Source organism: Shewanella sp. 3_MG-2023, from assembly GCF_030548765.1.
Classification (GTDB): Bacteria; Pseudomonadota; Gammaproteobacteria; order Enterobacterales; family Shewanellaceae; genus Shewanella.
The window spans coordinates 218,381-236,937 of record NZ_JAUOSH010000002.1; the positions used below are offsets into that span (position 1 = coordinate 218,381).

Sequence of the window (18,557 nt, forward strand, 5' to 3'; positions counted from 1 at the left end):
CTTTCACGCATTGATTAACAGGACATATTACGTGAGTAAATTAGAACAATTTCAAGATTTTATCCGCTCAAACGGTAAAGAGCTAACGGGGGTAAATGTCCCTGTGGTATTAAGTGATGAAAGCGCCAAAACCACCAATGTTAAATTTCATTTTGGTTGGACAATTGAAATTGGGGTAACCAAACACGAACACGGTGGCTATTGTCCATCAGGCATACAGTCAGGAAGCTCATCGCAAGCGTGTGATTGTGCCCACAATAAAGCCAAAGAGTATGTCAGTGGTCAAAATGGATTTTTTAATGAGACCTTTAAAAAAATCTTAACCGCTGATGTCGCCAAAAACTTTATCATTAAAGATACCAATCTAGGTTCAGCACCTGATAGTTATGTGGGTGAAGATATTTGCCATATCTGTAATGGCCGCGGCAAATGTTCATGCTCATCGTGTAATGGCAATGGCTCAACATCATGTACATCTTGTAACGGCAGCGGCCGTCATCATGTGACTAGGCAAGATCACAATAACCGCACCGTTTACACCACAGAGTCGTGTTCATCATGTTATGGCAGCGGGACAAAAACCTGTTACACCTGTAATGGCTCAGGTCAAGTCACCTGTAAAACTTGTGATGGCGGCGGATATTTATATTACAGCTACACCATTGATGGCGATGCAAAACGATCAACTAAATGGTTTATCAACAGCCCCGATTATCACCAGTGGATAACAGATTACGTTACCAATGCGGGCTTTAATATTATTAACAACATCAGTGACGTGAATGAAATTGACGTTACTGAAGCCCTAAATGGCTGTACGTTCATCTATGGTTTTACTGCCAACCTACCGACCCTACAATATACCGCGACCATAGATAACACCGATACCACCCTGTGCTTTGCAGGTACCAACAATGTGACTCACAATGCCGGTGGCGTATATGACCCAGCAGTGTGGAAAAATGCCAAAAAGTTAGCCGCCGGAGACAAAGACGATGATAAGAAAGCCTTAGCGATTCCGGCCATTAAAAATATTATTGAAGCCCATGAAACCAAAACAAAAATTGCCTTACTGACTGAAAACTGGGTATCAAAAGATATCAAAGAGGCGGTCATCAGCAACTACCAAAGCTTGGTATCTCAACTTAAAAAAGATAACAATCAGGGTTTTGCATGGCAGTTGCTCAAAGGCATTGTCAATTGGGGACTAATTTTAGCTATGGTAGCTATGTGTTTTGCCATGCTAGCACCTGAAATGATTTATGATGCTGAGTATCGCTCGGGGCTGCTAAGTCATTATCAATTTTTTATTGATTTACTGTTAGCGAGATTCGGCCTTTATGGACTCCCCACTTGGTCAAACTACCCTATCGTCCTTGCATGGTTTTGGGGATTATATGTCGCTATTCCTAAACTGTATTGGAAGCAAATTAGTCAGCCCAAACGGTTAGGGTTAACTGTACTTTCTGGCTATGTAGTATCGTACTTTTTACTGAACCTTGTTGCTATCCTGTTCACCCTTAGCCATTACCCTTTGCTCCCCACCAACATGTTAGTGGGTGGCGGGTTACTGCTGAGTTTATATTTGGTTTTTGCGGGCTTTTTGGGGCCTAAAAAGTGGTACTTCAAAATACTGGCAGGTTTGGCTGCTGTAGCTGGCGTCGCAGCGCTCCAATTCGGCTTAGAAACCGTAAGCTCTCAAGTGCAATTTATACCAGAGCACTATTCGAATTACTCGCGATACTTAGGCGCTGCACTGGATCCGGCTATTCAATATATGCCGTTTATTTATATTGAGATAGCAGTATTAGCGGTTGCAACAGGGATTATCACCACCCGCAGACGATTCTGGATAAAGGCCAAAACCGCAGTATCTGAATACGACTGCGCCGTATTGCTTAAATCTTTAAAGCTGGACAAATAACTATCCATAAAGCGACTGGCTGGGGGATATTTTAGCCAGTCGCCCTTTTAAAATACCCTCGAACGCAGTACTCTAACCTTAATAGACATGGCAAGTATGGAGTACCGCCAATAATGAGTATGACCCGCTTAATGACCAATGCCATTTCGGTCGAACCTTCACCAGCTCGCACTCCAACTATCAATATTACTTATTTCTCTTCTATCAATAAGTCTGCAAATACCATAACGCAAAGCAATAAACACCATATTGGTGCGCATCAAACCCTGAGTATTGTGGCAGATGATAATCAACATCTTGATATTGATAACCTGAGCCATCAAGACCAAGGTTTTGAATTGAGCGATCAAGAACGTTACGCCTTATTTGATAGCCAAGGCATGAACCGTGACTTTATTCGCCGGCATATTCGTCAAGAACGTAAAAGTTATACCCAAGCAGAACAGCACCAGCTTTCGTTAATTGCCTGCCGCCATATGCTGGCAGAAATACAGCAAAAAAATGCCCAAACAGTGGCTCTGTACATCAGCCATGACGGTGAACTGGCAACACAAAAATTAATAGAAGCCCTTTGGCACATCGGGGTAAAAACCTACTTACCTCGCATTCACCCATTTAGCAAAGGTAACTTGTTGTTTTTGCATTACCATGCCGAATCAAAAATGGTATTCAATCAATATGGTATCGCTGAGCCTGCGTTGTCGGTGCAAGATATTATCCCAGTAAACAAACTGGATATGATTGTCACTCCACTGGTTGCGTTTGATGACAAGGGCAATCGCATGGGCATGGGCGGTGGCTATTACGATCGCACTTTGTGCCAAGTGATTGATGGGAAACCATTAGCAGTGGGCTTTGCCCACGACTGCCAGCAAGTGAGCCAACTCCCAGTAGAATATTGGGATGTGTCGCTACCAATAATTATCACCCCTACAAGGCGCATATCCTGTATATAAACCATTAATATGTCAGCAATTAACATGCAAAAAAAGCCCATCACGACAATATCATGATGGGCTTAATATTAGGCTGAGAACTCATTAAAACACTGGCGTTAACTCACCGCTTTATCTAACGCTTGGCTGATATCGGCAATAATGTCATCGATATGCTCAATGCCCACCGAAATACGTACTAAATCTTCTGATACCCCAGCTTTAGCTAATTCTGCGCTGTCTAACTGACGATGGGTGGTACTGGCAGGGTGACAAGCCAGTGACTTTGCATCGCCAATATTCACTAATCGCAGCACCATTTGCAGCGCATCAATAAATTTACCACCAGCCACTTTACCCGCCTGTGCATCGGCTGCTTTTATACCAAAACTGATAATGCCTGAGGCTTTACCGCCGGTGATTTTTTTACATGTCGCGTTAAATGGGCTATCAGCTAACGCAGCGTAGTTTACCCAGCTTACATTAGGGTGTTGCTGTAAATACTCGGCTAACGCTAGGGCATTACTGCAATGGCGTTCCATGCGCAGACTTAAAGTTTCAAGCCCTTGGAGTAATAAGAACGCACTTTGGGGTGATAAAGCTGCGCCGGTGTTTCTTAGGGGCACGACCCGGCAGCGGCCAATATAGGCAGCGGGGCCAAAGGCTTCGGTGTACACCACGCCGTGATAAGACGGATCGGGTTGATTTAAAATCGCAAAGCGGTCTTTATTGGCGACCCAATCAAATTTACCTGAATCAATGATCACCCCGCCTATGGTGGTGCCATGGCCGCCAATGTATTTCGTCAGCGAATGAATCACGATATCTGCGCCATGATCAAAAGCGCGGCATAACACGGGCGTTGCCACAGTATTATCGACAATTAACGGCACCCCATGCTTATGGGCAATGTCGGCCAAGCGTTGTAAATCGACCACGTTACCCGCTGGATTGCCGATGGACTCACAAAACAACGCTTTGGTTTTATCATCAATTAGCGCATCTAAGCCGTCAAAGTCATCATAGGCTGCCATGCGTACATCAACCCCTTGGCGGGGCAATGTATGGGCGAATAAGTTATAAGTACCGCCATATAACTGGCTAGTGCTAACAATATTATCGCCTACTTGGGTGAGCGCCTGTATCGCATAGGTGATGGCAGCCATACCTGATGCGACAGCCAAGGCACCAATGCCGCCTTCGATGGCGGCTAAGCGCTGCTCAAGCACGTTAGTGGTTGGGTTCATGATGCGGGTATAGATGTTACCAGCCACTTTTAAATCGAATAAATCGGCACCATGCTGGGTATCATCAAAGGTGTAAGACGTGGTTTGGTAAATCGGCACTGCTGCGGCCTTGGTGGTCGCTTCCGACTCGTAGCCATAATGTAATGCCAGTGATTCCAGTTTCATGTTTTCTGCCGTCATAATGCCTTCCTTTACCTTAAGATATTCAAATTGGGCCATCTACCAAAAAGTTGTTTGCCGGATAAACTTTCGAATTAATAGCCGGATAAAAAACAACCAAAAACCAGTGGTACTCCACACTAACAATAAGACGTCTAGATGTCTATTTAAAATATTCAACCATTAAAAAGGGAGCCGTAGCTCCCCTATATAAACTCAATAGCAAACACAGTTAGGCTAAGTGACGGCCACCATCCACCGCAAAACTGCGACCAGTGACGTATTGACTGCTTGTCAGGTAATCAACTAATTCAATGATCTCAGGGTTACCCGCCTCTTTAGGCAGTATGGCTTTGGCTAGCGCTTTTGCTTTGTAGGCCTCATCGTCGCCTTCATTAAACAAAATCATCGCAGGGGCAATGGAATTGACTTTCACCATAGGCGCAAGTTTACTCGCAAATGACAGGGTTAAATTGTGCATTGCCGCTTTACTGGCCGCATAGGCAATATGCTTTTTACTGCCTTTTTCTGCCACGTAATCGGTAATATGAATAATATTAGCACTGCCAATATTGCCACTTGCTGAAGCGATTAATTTGTCGGCCAGAGCCAAGTTTATTTGATAAGGCGCACTGACGTGAATATTCATCATTCGGTTCATGATATCGGCTGAGGTCATGCCCGGCTTGGTTTTATCGTTATGCCAGTCAGATGCATTATGAATGATGCAATGAAGCTCGTCATGGGTGTCATTAATGCGCGCTAACATATCGTCTATTTCAGCAGGAATGCACAAATCACATTGATAAAGGTCGGCACCTAATTCAGCTAATTCATCAATAGAGGGGTAATGGGTTCTAAAGGTGCCGATGACCTTCATGCCTTTAGCGAGAAAGTCCTTTGCTAAGGCGTAACCAATACGTTTGCCGACGCCAGTAATGAAAATAGTTTGCTTCATTGCAGTTCTCTTATGATGATTTTTATTGAAAATAAGAAGTGTTAGAAAAGGTCATTAATGCAGTCGTTTATCATTGCAATTAATCATAAGCAATTAATAATAGCCTCATTGACTCGAAATTAATGACCTTTAAAGTATGATTCAAGCTAAAGCCGATTAGCTGTTAGCAAAGAATTCAGCTCTTGAGGCAGGGTTAGCTTTAAAGCAGCCGCCTAGTGCGGAGGTTTTGGTATAGGATTGAGTATCCATAATGCCTCGGGATTTAACGCAGTAATGGGTGGCATTGATACTAATGGCAACATCGTCGGTTTCAAGCAAGGTTTGCAGTGCCACCAGCACTTGCTGGGTGAGTCGCTCTTGTACTTGAGGTCGCTGGGCAAAAAATTTCACTATGCGGTTAATTTTAGATAAACCAATAATTTTGCGCCCCGGCACATAAGCAACATTGGCAACACCATCGATGGTAATAAAGTGATGTTCACAGGTACTAACCACGCTAATATCACTGACTTTAACCATTTCATCTACGCCCATTTTATTGTCAATTTGGGTGACTTTAGGGAAGTGGTTGTAATCAAGCCCAGAGAAGATTTCATTAACATACATTTTGGCGATTCGATGAGGGGTTTCACATAAGCTGTCATCGGTTAAATCAAGTCCAAGGGTAGAGATAACTTCTGTCATCAATCCTTGAATGCGAGCCACTTTTTGCTCGTTAGTCATGTCATTTTCAACGACTGGGGTTTCAAGACCTCGCTCAATCAGTACTTGCTGTACTTTACGTGCTTCTTCAGAAATCATGTGTTTTCCTTATGGCAACTCGTGCCAAATTAAAACTCACTTTATTTTCGCTGCTCTAATGATAATGAAACAGAGTCGGCAAAACGTAATGCGTGTGGTTTGTCGATTGTCACCCGCGACATGGTAATGGAAGGATGCTCACTGCAAATTGCCAGCACATCAGCAACTAATTTTTCCAGTAATAAAAATCGACCTTCTTCAACATGTTGGATCACTTTCTTGGTGATTATCTTGTAGTTCAGCGCATCAGCGACATCATCAGTTTGAAAAGACTTATCGGCTGGGTACTGAATTTCAATATTAATAACAACATCTTGCTGCTTTTCTCGTTCATCAGGGTTAAAGCCGATGAAAGTACGTAAACGTAAATTAGTAACTTTAATAATTGCTTGGCTAATTGACATAGAAAGCCTCATTTTGAATACGCGTTTTTGGATACTGTTTTTGTATACCAATGCGCAATACGTGAATACATCTAGTAAAGATCAAATAAAAAAAGAGCCAACGTAAACTCTGCTGACTCTCCTATTTATAGCGATAAACAAACCATTATGCGAGTTTACGTGCTTGATAGCTTAGTTAACTTACCTTAATTAGTCAGCTTAAAGAAAATCAACTACCACAGGATTAACTTCAAGCTAGTTGGCTTACTAAAACTCTTTATAATTTCTATAACTTACCTTGAAGAAAATAAGGTAAAACACCGGCACTATGATTAATGTCAATATGGTTGCAACCCCAAGACCAAACATCACTACCGCCGCTAATGACTCAAAGAAGGCATCGGTCAATAGCGGTAGCACCCCTAAAATGGTGGTGATAGCAGCCATACAAACGGGTCTAACACGGCTAACGGTTGAGTTAAATACCGCTTCAAAGGTTTCGACGCCGTCATTAATCTCAGTGTTAATTTGATCCAGCAAGACAATACCGTTTTTAAGTAGCATACCCGATAAACTTAACATTCCCAGCAGCGCCATAAAGCTAAAGGGTTTATCTAAAATCAATAAGCCTGAGGTAATACCAATAATGGCCAGCGGCACACACGCCCAAATCACTAATGGTTTTCTCACTGAGTTAAACAAGAATACCGTGATTAAGAACATGAATAAAAAGCCCAGTGGCAAGGTGGCAAATAATGACTCTTGTGCATCATTGGATGATTCAAACTCACCGCCCCACTGCAGCTCATAACCCACAGGTAATTCTAGCGCTTCAATTTGTGGCTTAATTTGGGCAAACAATTGCGCCGGTAAAATATCATACTCAAAATCCGTATCGGCAAATACCGTTAAGGTACGTTTGCGATCCCGGCGTTGAATAATGGGATCTTCAAACTTAACCTCAAACCCATCAACCACTTGCTGCAGCGGTACAAAGGCAGACAGCGCAGGGCTCCAAATACGAACACTTTCAAGTGAGTCGATATCAATACGCTCATCTTCTGGTAAACGGCCAATGATTGGCAATAAGGTCGTCCCTTCGCGGTATACCCCTATTTGTAACCCTGTAAACGAAAACTTAATCGCTTCATCTACTTCACTTTTTACGATACCTAAACGTCTTGCTTGGGTTTCATTAAAGCGAGGCGCAATGTATTTCACCCGTTCACGCCAGTCATGACGCACGTTAACGGTTGCCGGTGTGGCCTGGAATATCTCCATCACTTGCGCTGCAATGCTTCGCAATACATCAGGGTCTGCACCGCTAATACGCGCTTCAATTTTAGCGTCTGTTGAAGGGCCGATTTCTAAGCGCTTAAACTTAAACTGCGTCTGCGGGTATTTAGCTTCGACTGCCCTTCTAAATTCAGTCATTACCTCACTAAGAGACTCAAAATCTTCGGTGCGAATAGCCATTTGCGCATAAGATGCGTAGTTTTTCTCTGGCGAGTAAGTCAGTAGAAAACGCGGAAAGCCTTTACCTATGCTCGAGCCAACAAACTCAACATTATCAAGCCCCATGGCGATGGACTCCATGCCCTCGACAATACCCTGAGTTTCACGAATATCTGTGCCTTCTGGCATCCAGGCATCCACTAAGAAAATCGGCGTGGTAGAAGGCGGGAAAAACGATTGCTTAACGTAAGCAAAGCCATAAATCGAAATACAAAATGCCATCACCACGGCGATAACACTCACCCAGCGATGCTTCATACACCAATCGAGTAATACTTTGTAAAACACAAAAAAGGCACCACCGTAGGGATCTTTAAGCTCACCTTCCACTTTTTCAGCATCTTTTCCAAAAAATAACTGCGCAAAAAATGGTGTGATGGTAATGGCAGTAATCCAAGATAAAAACAGTGAAAACAGTAATACCCAGAATAAAGAGCCCGCAAATTCACCGGTAGCATCAGGTGATAAACCGATTGGCGCAAAGGCAGTAATAGCAATCACTGTCGCACCAAGTAATGGCCACATGGTTTGTTTTACAATGCTTTGAGCAGCTTCTAAAGTCGTTTGGCCCCGCTGCCTGCCGATTAATATGCCTTCAACGATAACAATGGCATTATCCACCAGCATCCCTAAGGCAATAATTAACGCCCCTAAGGATATTCGCTGCAGCTCAATCTCTGCTTGCAGCATCAACATGAAGGTGCCTAAACAGGTTAAGAACAAAATTAACCCAATTAAAATACCTGACTTAATGCCCATAAAGACCAGTAGCACGCCGATTACGATCACTACCGCGGCAATTAAGTTCCATACAAAGCTGCCCACTGAAGCATCTACTTCATTAGGCTGGTTATACATGGTTTCAATCATCATGCCCGCTGGGCGGACACTTTCAATACTGGCAAGCTTGGCGTCAATGGCTTTACCCACTTCAACCACATTCACCCCGGTTGAAAATGCGATGCCAATGTTGATCGCATTGTGCTGATTAAAGGTCAGTAGATTGGTGGGAATATTTTGAAAGCCCCGCGATACTGTGGCGACATCTTTTAAGTAAATAAGCTTATCGCCTTGGGTGCCTGGAATAATCAGCCCTTCTAACTCGCTAACAGACTTAAAGCCACCACTGGTACGGATTTTTAAGTTGTCACCGGCAACCTGAATGTTACCGGCATCAGACACCATATTTTGTGAGTTAAGCAGGTTACTAACTAAAGATGGGTCGATATTAGAACTGGCAGCTTTGTTAAGCGACATTTCAACGAAAACTTGTTCTTGTTGATTGCCTGCCAATGACACTTTACCGACACCTGGCACTAGCTCTAATTCACGTTTAACGTAATCGACGTAATCTAAAATATCGCGGTAACTGTAATCGCTACCGCTGACCATTAGCATCACCCCGTAAACATCACCAAAATCATCATTGACCATCGGGGCCTGAACCCCTGGCGGTAAGCTGGACGACATATCATTCACTTTTCGGCGCAGCTCATCCCAAATTTGTGGAAGCTCATCAGGGCCGTAGTTATTTTTCATGGTCACAGTAATTTGTGACATTCCCGATGTGCTTAATGACTTGAGAGTATCGATATAAGGCAATTCTTGAATGGCCTTTTCGATTGGGTAGGTCACTTCTTCCTCAACTTCCGTTGAGGTCGCCCCTGGGTACAGGGTGACAACTACCGCATCTTTAATGGTAAATGGTGGGTCTTCTAATTGGCCAAGGCCGGTAAATGACATTAAGCCGCCGATCAATAAGATCAGGGTAAACATCCAGCTAATGACGGTGTTTTTGACAAAGTAGCCTGCAATATTCATATGACACTTTCCTTTGTGTTAGCTGGAACGATTGTGAGTAATGGGTTTATTAACAATACAATCATCAGCCTACACTCCCCCTACTACTTGTACTTTTTGACCAGCCACTAAACGTGAAGCGCCCGTTTGAATAATCACTTGGCCATCTTTTAGCCCATCGATAACTTCAATTCTGTCGCCGACGATCACACCTAAAGTCACGTGCTGATACTGGATAGATTGATCAGATTTATCAAACAGCCAAACACCACTGTCTTGTATTTCAATGTCACTGCCATCTTGCATAATCACCGCTTCGATAGGCACCAAGAACTGTCGGTTGTAGGTGTAAGTAAGGTGGCTTAAGTCAACTTTCACCTTGGCAGGCATACCTTCAAGCACTTTATATTTAGGGTCTAAATCTACTGCTATCGTGGCTATATAGGTTGAAGTTGCGGGATCTTTTTCGGTGTTAACTTCCAGTAAATGGCCATCAAATGTGGCATTAGGAAAGGCTTCAAAACTGACCTCTAGCAATGCGCCTACGCTTCTGTCCTTAGCCTTCTTTGACACCGCAATCAACATATCAGGAATTTGTACATCCACTTCGATGCGCTCAATCTTTTGAATACTTACCACTGGTACGCCCGGCTGCACGTTTTCAAAAGACTCTAAAAATACATCACTGATCACCCCTGAGAAGGGCGCTCTTAGCTCAGTGTATTGCAGATTAAGCTCTGCTTGCCTTGCCTCGGCTTTTGCTACTAAGTACTGGGCATTCATTTGATCATAATCAGATTGCGCCATTAACTGCTTAGCCACCAACTGTTTACCACGTTCAGATTGTTTAAAATTAACCTCCATACGTGCCCTTCGATCGCTTAAAGCAATCTCAAAGTCAGTTTTTTCTAATATCGCCAGTAAATCTCCCTTTTCGACTTGTTTGCCTTTGCTCGCTGGAATTTGCGCGATACGGCCGCCAACACGAAAAGAAAGGTTAGTTAAGTCTTGCGCTCTAGCAACACCATTAAACTCACGGATCACCGAGTTATCTACAACCGGTAAAGCGTAAGTCGTAACTCTAGTAACATTGGGCTCAATATCGGGGCTTTTGTCACAGCCACTCAGAGTCATAACCGCCAGCAGCAGGCCAACACTTTTAAGCATGCTATAGATAAAATTACTGTTCATATTTATAAGCCTCGCTCTTTAATCCATTGCACCGCAGCTTGGCCATCTTTAAGCTCAGATGCTCCAGCAACGACTAACCAGTCACCATCTTCAAGGCCAGATATTAAGCGATTGCCTTTTAATTTTACTGGTACTTTTTCAAGGGTTAACGCCTTTGGAGACCAGATAAAAACAAAGTCAGTTTCATTTTCAGTAATCACAGCACCAGCAGGAATTTTAGGATGAGCATCAGCGGTTCTGGCAGGCAGTTTGACTTTTACTTGGGCCGACATCCCCGGTAGCACATTAAGTTGCTCAGGCATTGGCAGGGTTAAAATGATGGTGTAACTACCTGTGGTTGAGTCGGCAATGGTATTGAGCTCTTTTAAACTGGCAGCATACCAACGATCGCGACTGTCAAACTTCACCTCAAGGTTTTGCATCTTATCAAAGCTTGAACCGGCTTTTTGAATCGCACCAATAAACTGCTCAGGTAACTGAAAACTAATATCAATGGCTGATTCGATCCGAATTCCCATCACTTCTTCTTGGGCTTGAACATATTCAAAAGCACGCTTGCTGCGTTTAGAAATGATGCCTTTGTAAGGAGCCAATAATTTGGTGTAAGTCACATCTGCTTTGGCTTTGTCTAATGCGGCTTGGGCAATGGTGTAATCGCTTTTGGTTTGATCGTAATCATTACGCGAAACCACCCCTTGCTCAACCAAAGATGCATTACGCTCGAACAGAACTTTAGCTAATTCAAATTGCGCCTGAGCGACAGCCAATTGCTGTATATAAATAGCGCCATCAAGTTGCGCAAGCACTTGGCCGGGCTCCACGGCATCGCCGGGGCGCACAAAAATGTCAGCAATTTCACCAGCAACCCTAAAAGATAAAGCGGCTTTTTCTGAGGCTTTTACTTCACCAGGTAAAAATCGTTCTCGAAAATCACTGCCCACATCAATTTGCAGGACTTTAACGGGCCTGGGGTCAAATGATGCAGCTGTTGTAGTCTGCTCAGCAGCAGTAGAATACGCGAGAAAGGGACTGGTTAAAGCCACCAAGGAGAACACGAGTAAAGAAGAAAATTTACAGGGCTTCTTCATTTTTTGCTCCGAAACATTTTAGTTAACTAGATAATAACATTCAAAAACTTACAATAATAGCGACTATAAGCCAGCAACAAAGATCTAAACAAGCACATTTGACGTATTATTCATTGTAGTAACTTATTGAGTTAATTTAGAACTTAGTAATTAACCATAGAGGTATCGAGATGGAATTACGGATTTTTTACGACAGTGCCTGCCCCTTATGCAGCAATGAAATGCAACAATTAAAGCAACATGACCGCTTGCACAAAATTGAGCTGGCTGATTTAAACCAAGACGGTTTTGCCGAAAAGTATCCCCATATCGACTTAGAAAAAGCCAACAAAATTTTGCATGCAGAAACCAACCATGGCGAAATATTACTGGGACTGGATGTGACGGCAAAAGCTTGGGCACTTACAGGAAAACATCAATGGGTACAGTTATTGCGCTTACCTTGCATCAAACCATTAGCCGATGTGGCTTATCTTGGTTTTGCAAAACACCGCTACAAATTATCCTACCTGTTAACCGGTAAGCAGCGCTGTGAAGATGGTAGCTGTAGCATCAAATAGTGAGTTAACTGCTTAAAGCCATAGCTACAATCAGCCATCAACCCAAGGAGATTTACTTGAGCCAATCATTCACTGCAAATTCAGGCTCAGTTGCGTTAATCATTGGTGCATCTTCTGGGATTGCAAAGGCCATTATTGCAGCACTGATTAAGCAAGATACGGCAACTGACATAAAGCACCTCATCAGTATCAGCCAATCTGCAACTGCTGAGACGAAATTGGCTAATGAAAGTGCTAACCCCATAACTCAGCAACATATTAGCTGCGATTATTCAGCAGACGCCATTGCCACACTGTGCCAGCAATTGCAGCCGTTTAAAGGTAAAATTACTCGGGTATTTATTTGTAATGGCAGATTGCACAATCAGTATCAAATGACTGGCGCAGCAACAGGGAGCGCCTCAGAAAACACAGTTTCTAAAACTCTCCCCTTTAAAACAATAGCCCCTGAAAAGCGCTTAGAAGATGTTAACCCTGAGGCAATGCAGGCTTTGTTTGAGTCAAACACCATTACCCCTATGCTGTGGCTACAGCATTTAGTCAAACTGGTTGCAGGTAAACAGGGCTGTATTATTAATGTGCTCAGCGCCCGAGTAGGCAGTATTAGTGATAATCGCTTGGGAGGATGGTATAGCTATCGCGCTTCAAAAGCTGCGCTAAACATGCTAATTAAAACCGCGGCGATTGAATATGCTCGGCGTGCCAAAAACGTAAAGCTCATTGCTTTTCATCCCGGCACCACAGACACCCCATTATCCAAACCTTTTCAGGCCAAAGTGCCCGCTGAAAAATTATTTACTGCTGAATTTGTCGCGTCGCAATTACTGAATATCAATAACGCAATTAAGGAAGCTGGAAGCGAAAGTAGTGAAGATGACAACGCTGAAATTGACCGAATTTACTACGATGGACAAGCCAGCTTTATTGATTGGCAAGGAAAACTGATTAGTTGGTAAAGGGCTTAGGTCTTTTTCCCTTGCAGCAACTTTAGCCTGTCAGCAACAAAAATGCGAAGCCAAAGGCTTCGCATTTTTATCGGTAAATCAAGTTATCAATAATTGATAAGCTTAAATTTACTTAACGAACTCAACACCAAGTTTGATGTCGCCGTTTAATGTATCAAGCATTGCATCACGGGCATTAGCTTCAAATGCGCTAACATCGCCGTATGGTAATACTTTTTCTACGCCGTTTTTACCAAGTAATACAGGTTGTGCGAAGAAGTCAGCATGTTCACTGCCGCCATCAACATAAGCACATTCAACCACGTTAGCTTCGCCTTGTAGGCCGCGAACCAATGATAGGCCAAAGCGACATGCCGCTTGACCCATAGACAGAGTCGCACTACCGCCACCCGCTTTAGCTTCAACAACTTCAGTACCCGCATTCTGGATACGTGTTGTTAGCGCTGCAACTTCTTCATCAGTAAAGCTTACGCCTTCAACTTGTGAAAGAAGTGGCAGAATAGTCACACCACTGTGGCCACCAATAACGTTGATGTTTACATCAGCAACGTTTAGCCCTTTAAGGTCAGCGATGAAGGTTTCAGAGCGGATAACATCAAGTGTCGTCACACCGAATAAACGGTTCTTATCGTAAACACCTGCTTTTTTAAGTACTTCAGCCGCAATAGCAACAGTAGTATTTACTGGGTTAGTGATAACGCCAATTAATGCTTTAGGGCAAGTTGCCGCCACTTTTTCAATAAGGTTTCTTACGATACCCGCATTGATATTAAATAGATCTGAGCGATCCATACCAGGCTTACGCGCAACACCTGCAGAGATAAGAACAACATCAGCGCCAACTAGCGCAGGAGTTGGGTCTTCACCAGCAAAACCAGCCACTTTTACATCTGTAGGGATGTGGCTTAAGTCAACTGCAACACCTGGAGTAACAGGAGCGATGTCATATAAAGACAACTCTGAACCTGCAGGAAGTTGAGTTTTTAATAGTAAAGCTAAGGCCTGGCCGATACCGCCAGCAGCACCAAGTACAGCTACTTTCATGATGATCTCCAATTACGTTCTAGTGATTGACTTCAGTCTGGTCTGTGACACAGATCATGTTTTCTTGTGGCGTCACATTACTGGATCACAGCGAGGATTTCAATTATCCCTTAGTAGATCACACTAATTTCCTTATTCTATGATATGTATATAAATAATGACTAATTTAGCCAGTAATAGCTAAAATGAATTTTTATTCACCAATTTAGCTTATTTCTTGACTTGATGCGTTTATCTATTCAGAATGAGCTACTTTTTTGAATAAAATCTATTCTTTTTAAAAATTACTATAAGACGAAAAAAATATGCCAGCGACTAAGAATCAGGATGAACTCGTAAAGACGTTTAAGTCGATATTAAAGGAAGAGCGCTTTGGTAGCCAAAGTGAAATCGTAATCGCACTGCAAGCAGAAGGTTTTGGCAATATTAACCAGTCAAAAGTTTCCCGTATGCTAAGTAAGTTTGGTGCAGTACGTACCCGTAATGCTAAGCAAGAAATGGTATATTGTTTACCCGCTGAGTTAGGTGTGCCAACAGCAGGCAGCCCTGTTAAAAACTTGGTATTGGATGTGGATCATAACCAAGCGATGATCGTAGTCAGAACCAGCCCCGGCGCAGCGCAGCTTATTGCCCGATTATTAGACTCGATAGGTAAGCCTGAAGGGATTTTGGGAACTATTGCTGGTGATGACACTATCTTTATTTGTCCTTCAAGTATCAAAACCATTGATGATACCTTAGAAACGGTAAAATCACTGTTTGGCTATAGTGAATAGCCCTCTTAGCAAATAACACCTTCACGATTTATTGAGCCATTAAAAAAGCAGCCTTAGGCTGCTTTTTTGGTTTTAACAGTGCGTAAGTGTTAAATTGAGGCGATTTCAGCATCGGTGAGAAAACGCCATTCGCCTTCTTCTAAATCAGCATCAAGTTCAATTTCACCCACAGCTTCACGATGTAAATTGACCACCCGATTCCCCACAGCAGCAAACATACGCTTCACTTGATGGTACTTACCTTCGCTGATAGTTAATCTGGCATGGTATTCATCAATGATCTCTAGCAGCGCCGGTTTAGTTAAGCCGTCTTCACTTTTTAATTGGATCCCTTCGGCAAAGGTTTCCACCAATGCAGGATCAAGTGATGCAGCAGCTTCGATAAGGTAACGTTTACCGCAATCTTTTTTAGGTGAGGTGATTTTATGTGACCACTGGCCATCGCTGGTGATCAGCACCAAACCTGTGGTGTCCACATCTAAACGCCCAGCAATATGCAGGGTATCGACTTTTTCAATATCCATTAATCCCAACACCGATTGATATTCTTCATCAATGGTTGAGCAAATGGTATCAACAGGCTTGTGCATCATGATGTAGCGCTCGCCCACGATCTTAATTTGACGACCTTCGATACACACTTCAGTATCATCTTTCACTTTAAAGCTCGCGTCTTTAACCACGTCACCATTACAGGTCACTTCACCTGACTTGATAACTCTTTTTGCTAATGAACGAGTCAGCTCGGTGCTCTCGCAGATAAATTTGTCTAAACGCATATATAAAACCAAGTGAAAACTAATTGGTCGCTATTATGAGCTGTTGGCTAGCAAATAGAAAACGATAAATGGCCACTGTAACATTCTGGTAATTTTTAGTTACACAACACAGTCAATAAATGCTCAATTTATCACTAAAAGCCTAGCCTTAGCCCTTGTTAAGTGCCCCTGTTAAGACTTAACATGTTGGTCACATAAAACTGTCTTAAGGCAGTGAACAATAAAAACAGCTCAAAATTAAGGCCGATAAAAAGGCTTCACTCTTCAATGCATAGGGAAACAACATGAAAAAGCTAGTTATCGGTGGGCTTTGCGCCTCACTTATCGCAGGCCTTAGTGCCTGCAATTCAGATAAAGCAGTCACTGAATCCGCAGCACCAGAAGTCGCTAAAACAGAAACCGCAGTTGCCGTTGAAAAAGCCCTTACCTCAGGTATTAGCTTTGACAATATGGACAAGTCAGTTCGCCCACAAGATGATTTTTACCTCTACGTAAATGGCGGCTGGTTAAACACCGCGGAAATCCCTGGTGACCGCACCAATATCGGCGCCTTTTACGACTTGCGCGAAAATGCCCGTGACGACGTTAAAGCCATCATCGAAGATGTCAGTGCAAACCCAGATCTTAAAATGGGTACTGATGAGCAAAAAGTGGCCGATCTTTACCGTTCATTTATGGATGTTGAAACCTTAAATAAATTAGGTATTAGCCCAATCCAAGCTGAATTTGCCCAAATTGCCGCGCTAAAAGATAAAAATGAATTAACCGCCTATTTTGGCGAAAGCCAAGTTAATGGTGGCGGCACACCATTAGCGTTTTATGTCAATGTTGATGCTAAAGATTCAAGCCGTTACGCCACCCATATTTGGCAATATGGTCTTAGCCTTCCTGAAAAAGATTACTACTTCAATGAAGAAGAGCGCTTCGTTAATATTCGTAGCAAATACCTTGAGCATATCGAGAAGATGTTTGACCTTGCCGGCCTTGAAAATGGCAAGCAAGCAGCGCAAACGGTTTTAGCATTAGAAACCGCTATCGCTGAGCAACATTGGGATGTAGTTGAAACCCGCGACAGCACTAAAACTTATAATCTTTATCAAGTTAAAGATTTAGCGACCTTAGCACCAGACATTAACTGGGATGGCTATTTAGCAGCCCTTGGTGGTGATAAGCAGTCTGACATCATCATTAACCAACCAAGCTTTATTGAAGGCATGAACCAAGTAATTAAAGACAATGATCTTAATACTTGGAAAACCTACATGGCCTGGATGGCACTCACTCATAATGCGAGTCACTTATCTGAAGCGCTTGATAATGAAAACTTCGAGTTTTTCTCAAAAACACTTAATGGCCAAGAAGAGCAACAACCTCGCTGGAAGCGCGGCGTAAGCACAGTCAGTGGCACCTTGGGTGAAGTTGTCGGTAAAGTGTATGTAAAACGTCACTTTGTACCAGAAGCAAAAACCCGTATGAGCCAATTGGTTGAAAATTTACGTGGCGCTTACGGCACTAGCATCGAATCATTGGATTGGATGAGCGAAGACACTAAAGTTGCAGCTAAAGATAAGCTGGCTAAATTCAATCCTAAAATTGGTTACCCTGATAAGTGGGAAGACTACAGCAAACTCACTATTGCAGCCGATGATTTACACGGCAACATTAAACGTTCTGCGGTTGTTTCTCATAACAAAGATATCGCAAAACTTGGTCAGCCAATTGATAAAGGCGAGTGGCACATGACGCCGCAAACCGTTAATGCTTATTACAATCCAACCATGAACGAGATTGTCTTCCCTGCAGCTATTTTACAGCCACCATTTTTCAACCTTGAAGCTGATGACGCGGTAAACTACGGCGGCATTGGTGCAGTCATTGGCCACGAAATGGGCCACGGGTTTGATGATCAAGGCGCTAAATTTGATGGCGAAGGTAACATGCGTGATTGGTGGACTGAAGCTGATTTAAAAGCCTTTACCGCTAAGGGTAAAGCATTAATAACTCTGTACAATGGTTATCAAGTATTTGATGATTTACACGTTAATGGTGAGCTAACTTTAGGTGAGAACATCGGTGACTTATCTGGTGTAACCATCGCTTATAAAGCCTACAAAATGTCATTGAACGGTGAAGAAGCACCGGTCATTGACGGCTTAACGGGTGATGAGCGCTTCTTTATGGGCTTTAGCCAAATTTGGCGAGTAAAAATGAAAGAAGAAGCGCTGCGTAACCGCGTTGCTACTGATCCGCACTCACCAGGTCACTTCCGTGCATTAGGCGCACTGTCTAATATGCCTGAGTTTTACCAGACTTATGGCGTAAAAGAAGGTGACAAGATGTTTATCGCCGCTGATGAGCGAGTAAAAATCTGGTAATCATTAACTTAAAGTCATTAGCTTGAGTAAAAAATCAATAAGGGCATCATTTGATGC

Annotated in this window: 15 protein-coding genes; 6 read left to right on the plus strand and 9 right to left on the minus strand. The window is 43.0% G+C overall.

The genetic code is table 11. From position 1 onward, the window contains the following. The first annotated feature begins 31 nt into the window (after nt 1–31). Together Q4591_RS02150 and Q4591_RS02155 are read left to right on the plus strand one after the other, a co-directional pair. Entirely contained in the window at nt 32–1,924 is a 1,893-nt protein-coding gene (locus tag Q4591_RS02150; RefSeq protein ID WP_303459141.1) for a hypothetical protein, read from the plus strand. Between the two features lie 113 nt (nt 1,925–2,037). After that, nucleotides 2,038–2,880, plus strand: a complete 843-nt coding sequence (locus tag Q4591_RS02155; protein WP_303459143.1) for a 5-formyltetrahydrofolate cyclo-ligase — start codon at nt 2,038–2,040, stop codon at nt 2,878–2,880. A gap of 98 nt (nt 2,881–2,978) precedes the next feature. Here Q4591_RS02155 and Q4591_RS02160 read toward each other — a convergent pair whose 3' ends face one another. From Q4591_RS02160 to Q4591_RS02190, 7 genes are all read right to left on the minus strand, one after another. After that, complete coding sequence (locus Q4591_RS02160) at nt 2,979–4,271, minus strand: O-acetylhomoserine aminocarboxypropyltransferase/cysteine synthase family protein (protein WP_102438582.1); 1,293 nt, start codon at nt 4,269–4,271, stop codon at nt 2,979–2,981. 226 nt (nt 4,272–4,497) lie between these two features. Next, entirely contained in the window at nt 4,498–5,223 is a 726-nt protein-coding gene (gene folM, locus Q4591_RS02165) for a dihydromonapterin reductase (RefSeq protein ID WP_102438483.1), read from the minus strand. A gap of 156 nt (nt 5,224–5,379) precedes the next feature. Beyond that, nucleotides 5,380–6,024: a GTP cyclohydrolase I FolE gene (gene folE, locus Q4591_RS02170; protein ID WP_102438485.1), complete on the minus strand. Its 645-nt coding sequence runs from the start codon at nt 6,022–6,024 to the stop codon at nt 5,380–5,382. Between the two features lie 41 nt (nt 6,025–6,065). Continuing rightward, entirely contained in the window at nt 6,066–6,422 is a 357-nt protein-coding gene (gene folX, locus Q4591_RS02175) for a dihydroneopterin triphosphate 2'-epimerase (RefSeq protein ID WP_076539769.1), read from the minus strand. 252 nt (nt 6,423–6,674) lie between these two features. Next, nucleotides 6,675–9,743 carry an efflux RND transporter permease subunit gene (locus Q4591_RS02180; RefSeq protein ID WP_102438488.1) on the minus strand — a complete coding sequence of 1,023 codons (3,069 nt, stop codon included), beginning with the start codon at nt 9,741–9,743 and terminating at the stop codon, nt 6,675–6,677. A 69-nt stretch (nt 9,744–9,812) separates the two neighbouring features. Continuing rightward, a complete protein-coding gene (locus Q4591_RS02185) occupies nt 9,813–10,913 on the minus strand; it encodes an efflux RND transporter periplasmic adaptor subunit (RefSeq protein ID WP_303459146.1) in 1,101 nt (366 codons plus the stop codon). Nucleotides 10,914–10,915: 2 nt separating this feature from the next. Then, nucleotides 10,916–12,001, minus strand: a complete 1,086-nt coding sequence (locus Q4591_RS02190; RefSeq protein ID WP_102531729.1) for an efflux RND transporter periplasmic adaptor subunit — start codon at nt 11,999–12,001, stop codon at nt 10,916–10,918. 170 nt (nt 12,002–12,171) lie between these two features. On the opposite strand from Q4591_RS02190, the gene Q4591_RS02195 reads away from it, so the two are divergent. Next, complete coding sequence (locus Q4591_RS02195; protein WP_102438492.1) at nt 12,172–12,561, plus strand: thiol-disulfide oxidoreductase DCC family protein; 390 nt, start codon at nt 12,172–12,174, stop codon at nt 12,559–12,561. A gap of 56 nt (nt 12,562–12,617) precedes the next feature. Continuing rightward, nucleotides 12,618–13,517 (plus strand): SDR family NAD(P)-dependent oxidoreductase, encoded by a 900-nt coding sequence (locus tag Q4591_RS02200; RefSeq protein ID WP_102519397.1) that lies wholly within the window; start codon nt 12,618–12,620, stop codon nt 13,515–13,517. 117 nt (nt 13,518–13,634) lie between these two features. Here Q4591_RS02200 and mdh read toward each other — a convergent pair whose 3' ends face one another. Then, nucleotides 13,635–14,570 (minus strand): malate dehydrogenase, encoded by a 936-nt coding sequence (mdh, locus tag Q4591_RS02205; protein WP_102438496.1) that lies wholly within the window; start codon nt 14,568–14,570, stop codon nt 13,635–13,637. 305 nt (nt 14,571–14,875) lie between these two features. Between mdh and argR the strand changes: the two genes are divergently transcribed. Beyond that, nucleotides 14,876–15,346, plus strand: coding sequence for a transcriptional regulator ArgR (gene argR, locus Q4591_RS02210; RefSeq protein WP_076539676.1), 471 nt, complete (start codon nt 14,876–14,878; stop codon nt 15,344–15,346). An 89-nt stretch (nt 15,347–15,435) separates the two neighbouring features. On the opposite strand, the gene rsuA is transcribed toward argR, so the two are convergent. Next, nucleotides 15,436–16,125, minus strand: a complete 690-nt coding sequence (gene rsuA, locus Q4591_RS02215) for a 16S rRNA pseudouridine(516) synthase RsuA (protein ID WP_102438498.1) — start codon at nt 16,123–16,125, stop codon at nt 15,436–15,438. A 284-nt stretch (nt 16,126–16,409) separates the two neighbouring features. On the opposite strand from rsuA, the gene Q4591_RS02220 reads away from it, so the two are divergent. Beyond that, complete coding sequence (locus Q4591_RS02220; protein WP_303459150.1) at nt 16,410–18,500, plus strand: M13 family metallopeptidase; 2,091 nt, start codon at nt 16,410–16,412, stop codon at nt 18,498–18,500. Nucleotides 18,501–18,557: the final 57 nt, after the last annotated feature.

Bases quoted from the DNA above. Each gene is read 5' to 3' on its own strand.
- Q4591_RS02220 (WP_303459150.1), top strand. From the start codon at position 16,410: ATGAAAAAGCTAGTTATCGGTGGGCTTTGCGCCTCACTTATCGCAGGC.
- Q4591_RS02185 (WP_303459146.1), bottom strand. From the start codon at position 10,913: ATGAACAGTAATTTTATCTATAGCATGCTTAAAAGTGTTGGCCTGCTG.
- Q4591_RS02195 (WP_102438492.1), top strand. From the start codon at position 12,172: ATGGAATTACGGATTTTTTACGACAGTGCCTGCCCCTTATGCAGCAAT.
- Q4591_RS02160 (WP_102438582.1), bottom strand. From the start codon at position 4,271: ATGAAACTGGAATCACTGGCATTACATTATGGCTACGAGTCGGAAGCG.
- Q4591_RS02180 (WP_102438488.1), bottom strand. From the start codon at position 9,743: ATGAATATTGCAGGCTACTTTGTCAAAAACACCGTCATTAGCTGGATG.
- rsuA (WP_102438498.1), bottom strand. From the start codon at position 16,125: ATGCGTTTAGACAAATTTATCTGCGAGAGCACCGAGCTGACTCGTTCA.
- mdh (WP_102438496.1), bottom strand. From the start codon at position 14,570: ATGAAAGTAGCTGTACTTGGTGCTGCTGGCGGTATCGGCCAGGCCTTA.
- Q4591_RS02190 (WP_102531729.1), bottom strand. From the start codon at position 12,001: ATGAAGAAGCCCTGTAAATTTTCTTCTTTACTCGTGTTCTCCTTGGTG.
- argR (WP_076539676.1), top strand. From the start codon at position 14,876: ATGCCAGCGACTAAGAATCAGGATGAACTCGTAAAGACGTTTAAGTCG.
- Q4591_RS02155 (WP_303459143.1), top strand. From the start codon at position 2,038: ATGAGTATGACCCGCTTAATGACCAATGCCATTTCGGTCGAACCTTCA.
- folE (WP_102438485.1), bottom strand. From the start codon at position 6,024: ATGATTTCTGAAGAAGCACGTAAAGTACAGCAAGTACTGATTGAGCGA.
- folM (WP_102438483.1), bottom strand. From the start codon at position 5,223: ATGAAGCAAACTATTTTCATTACTGGCGTCGGCAAACGTATTGGTTAC.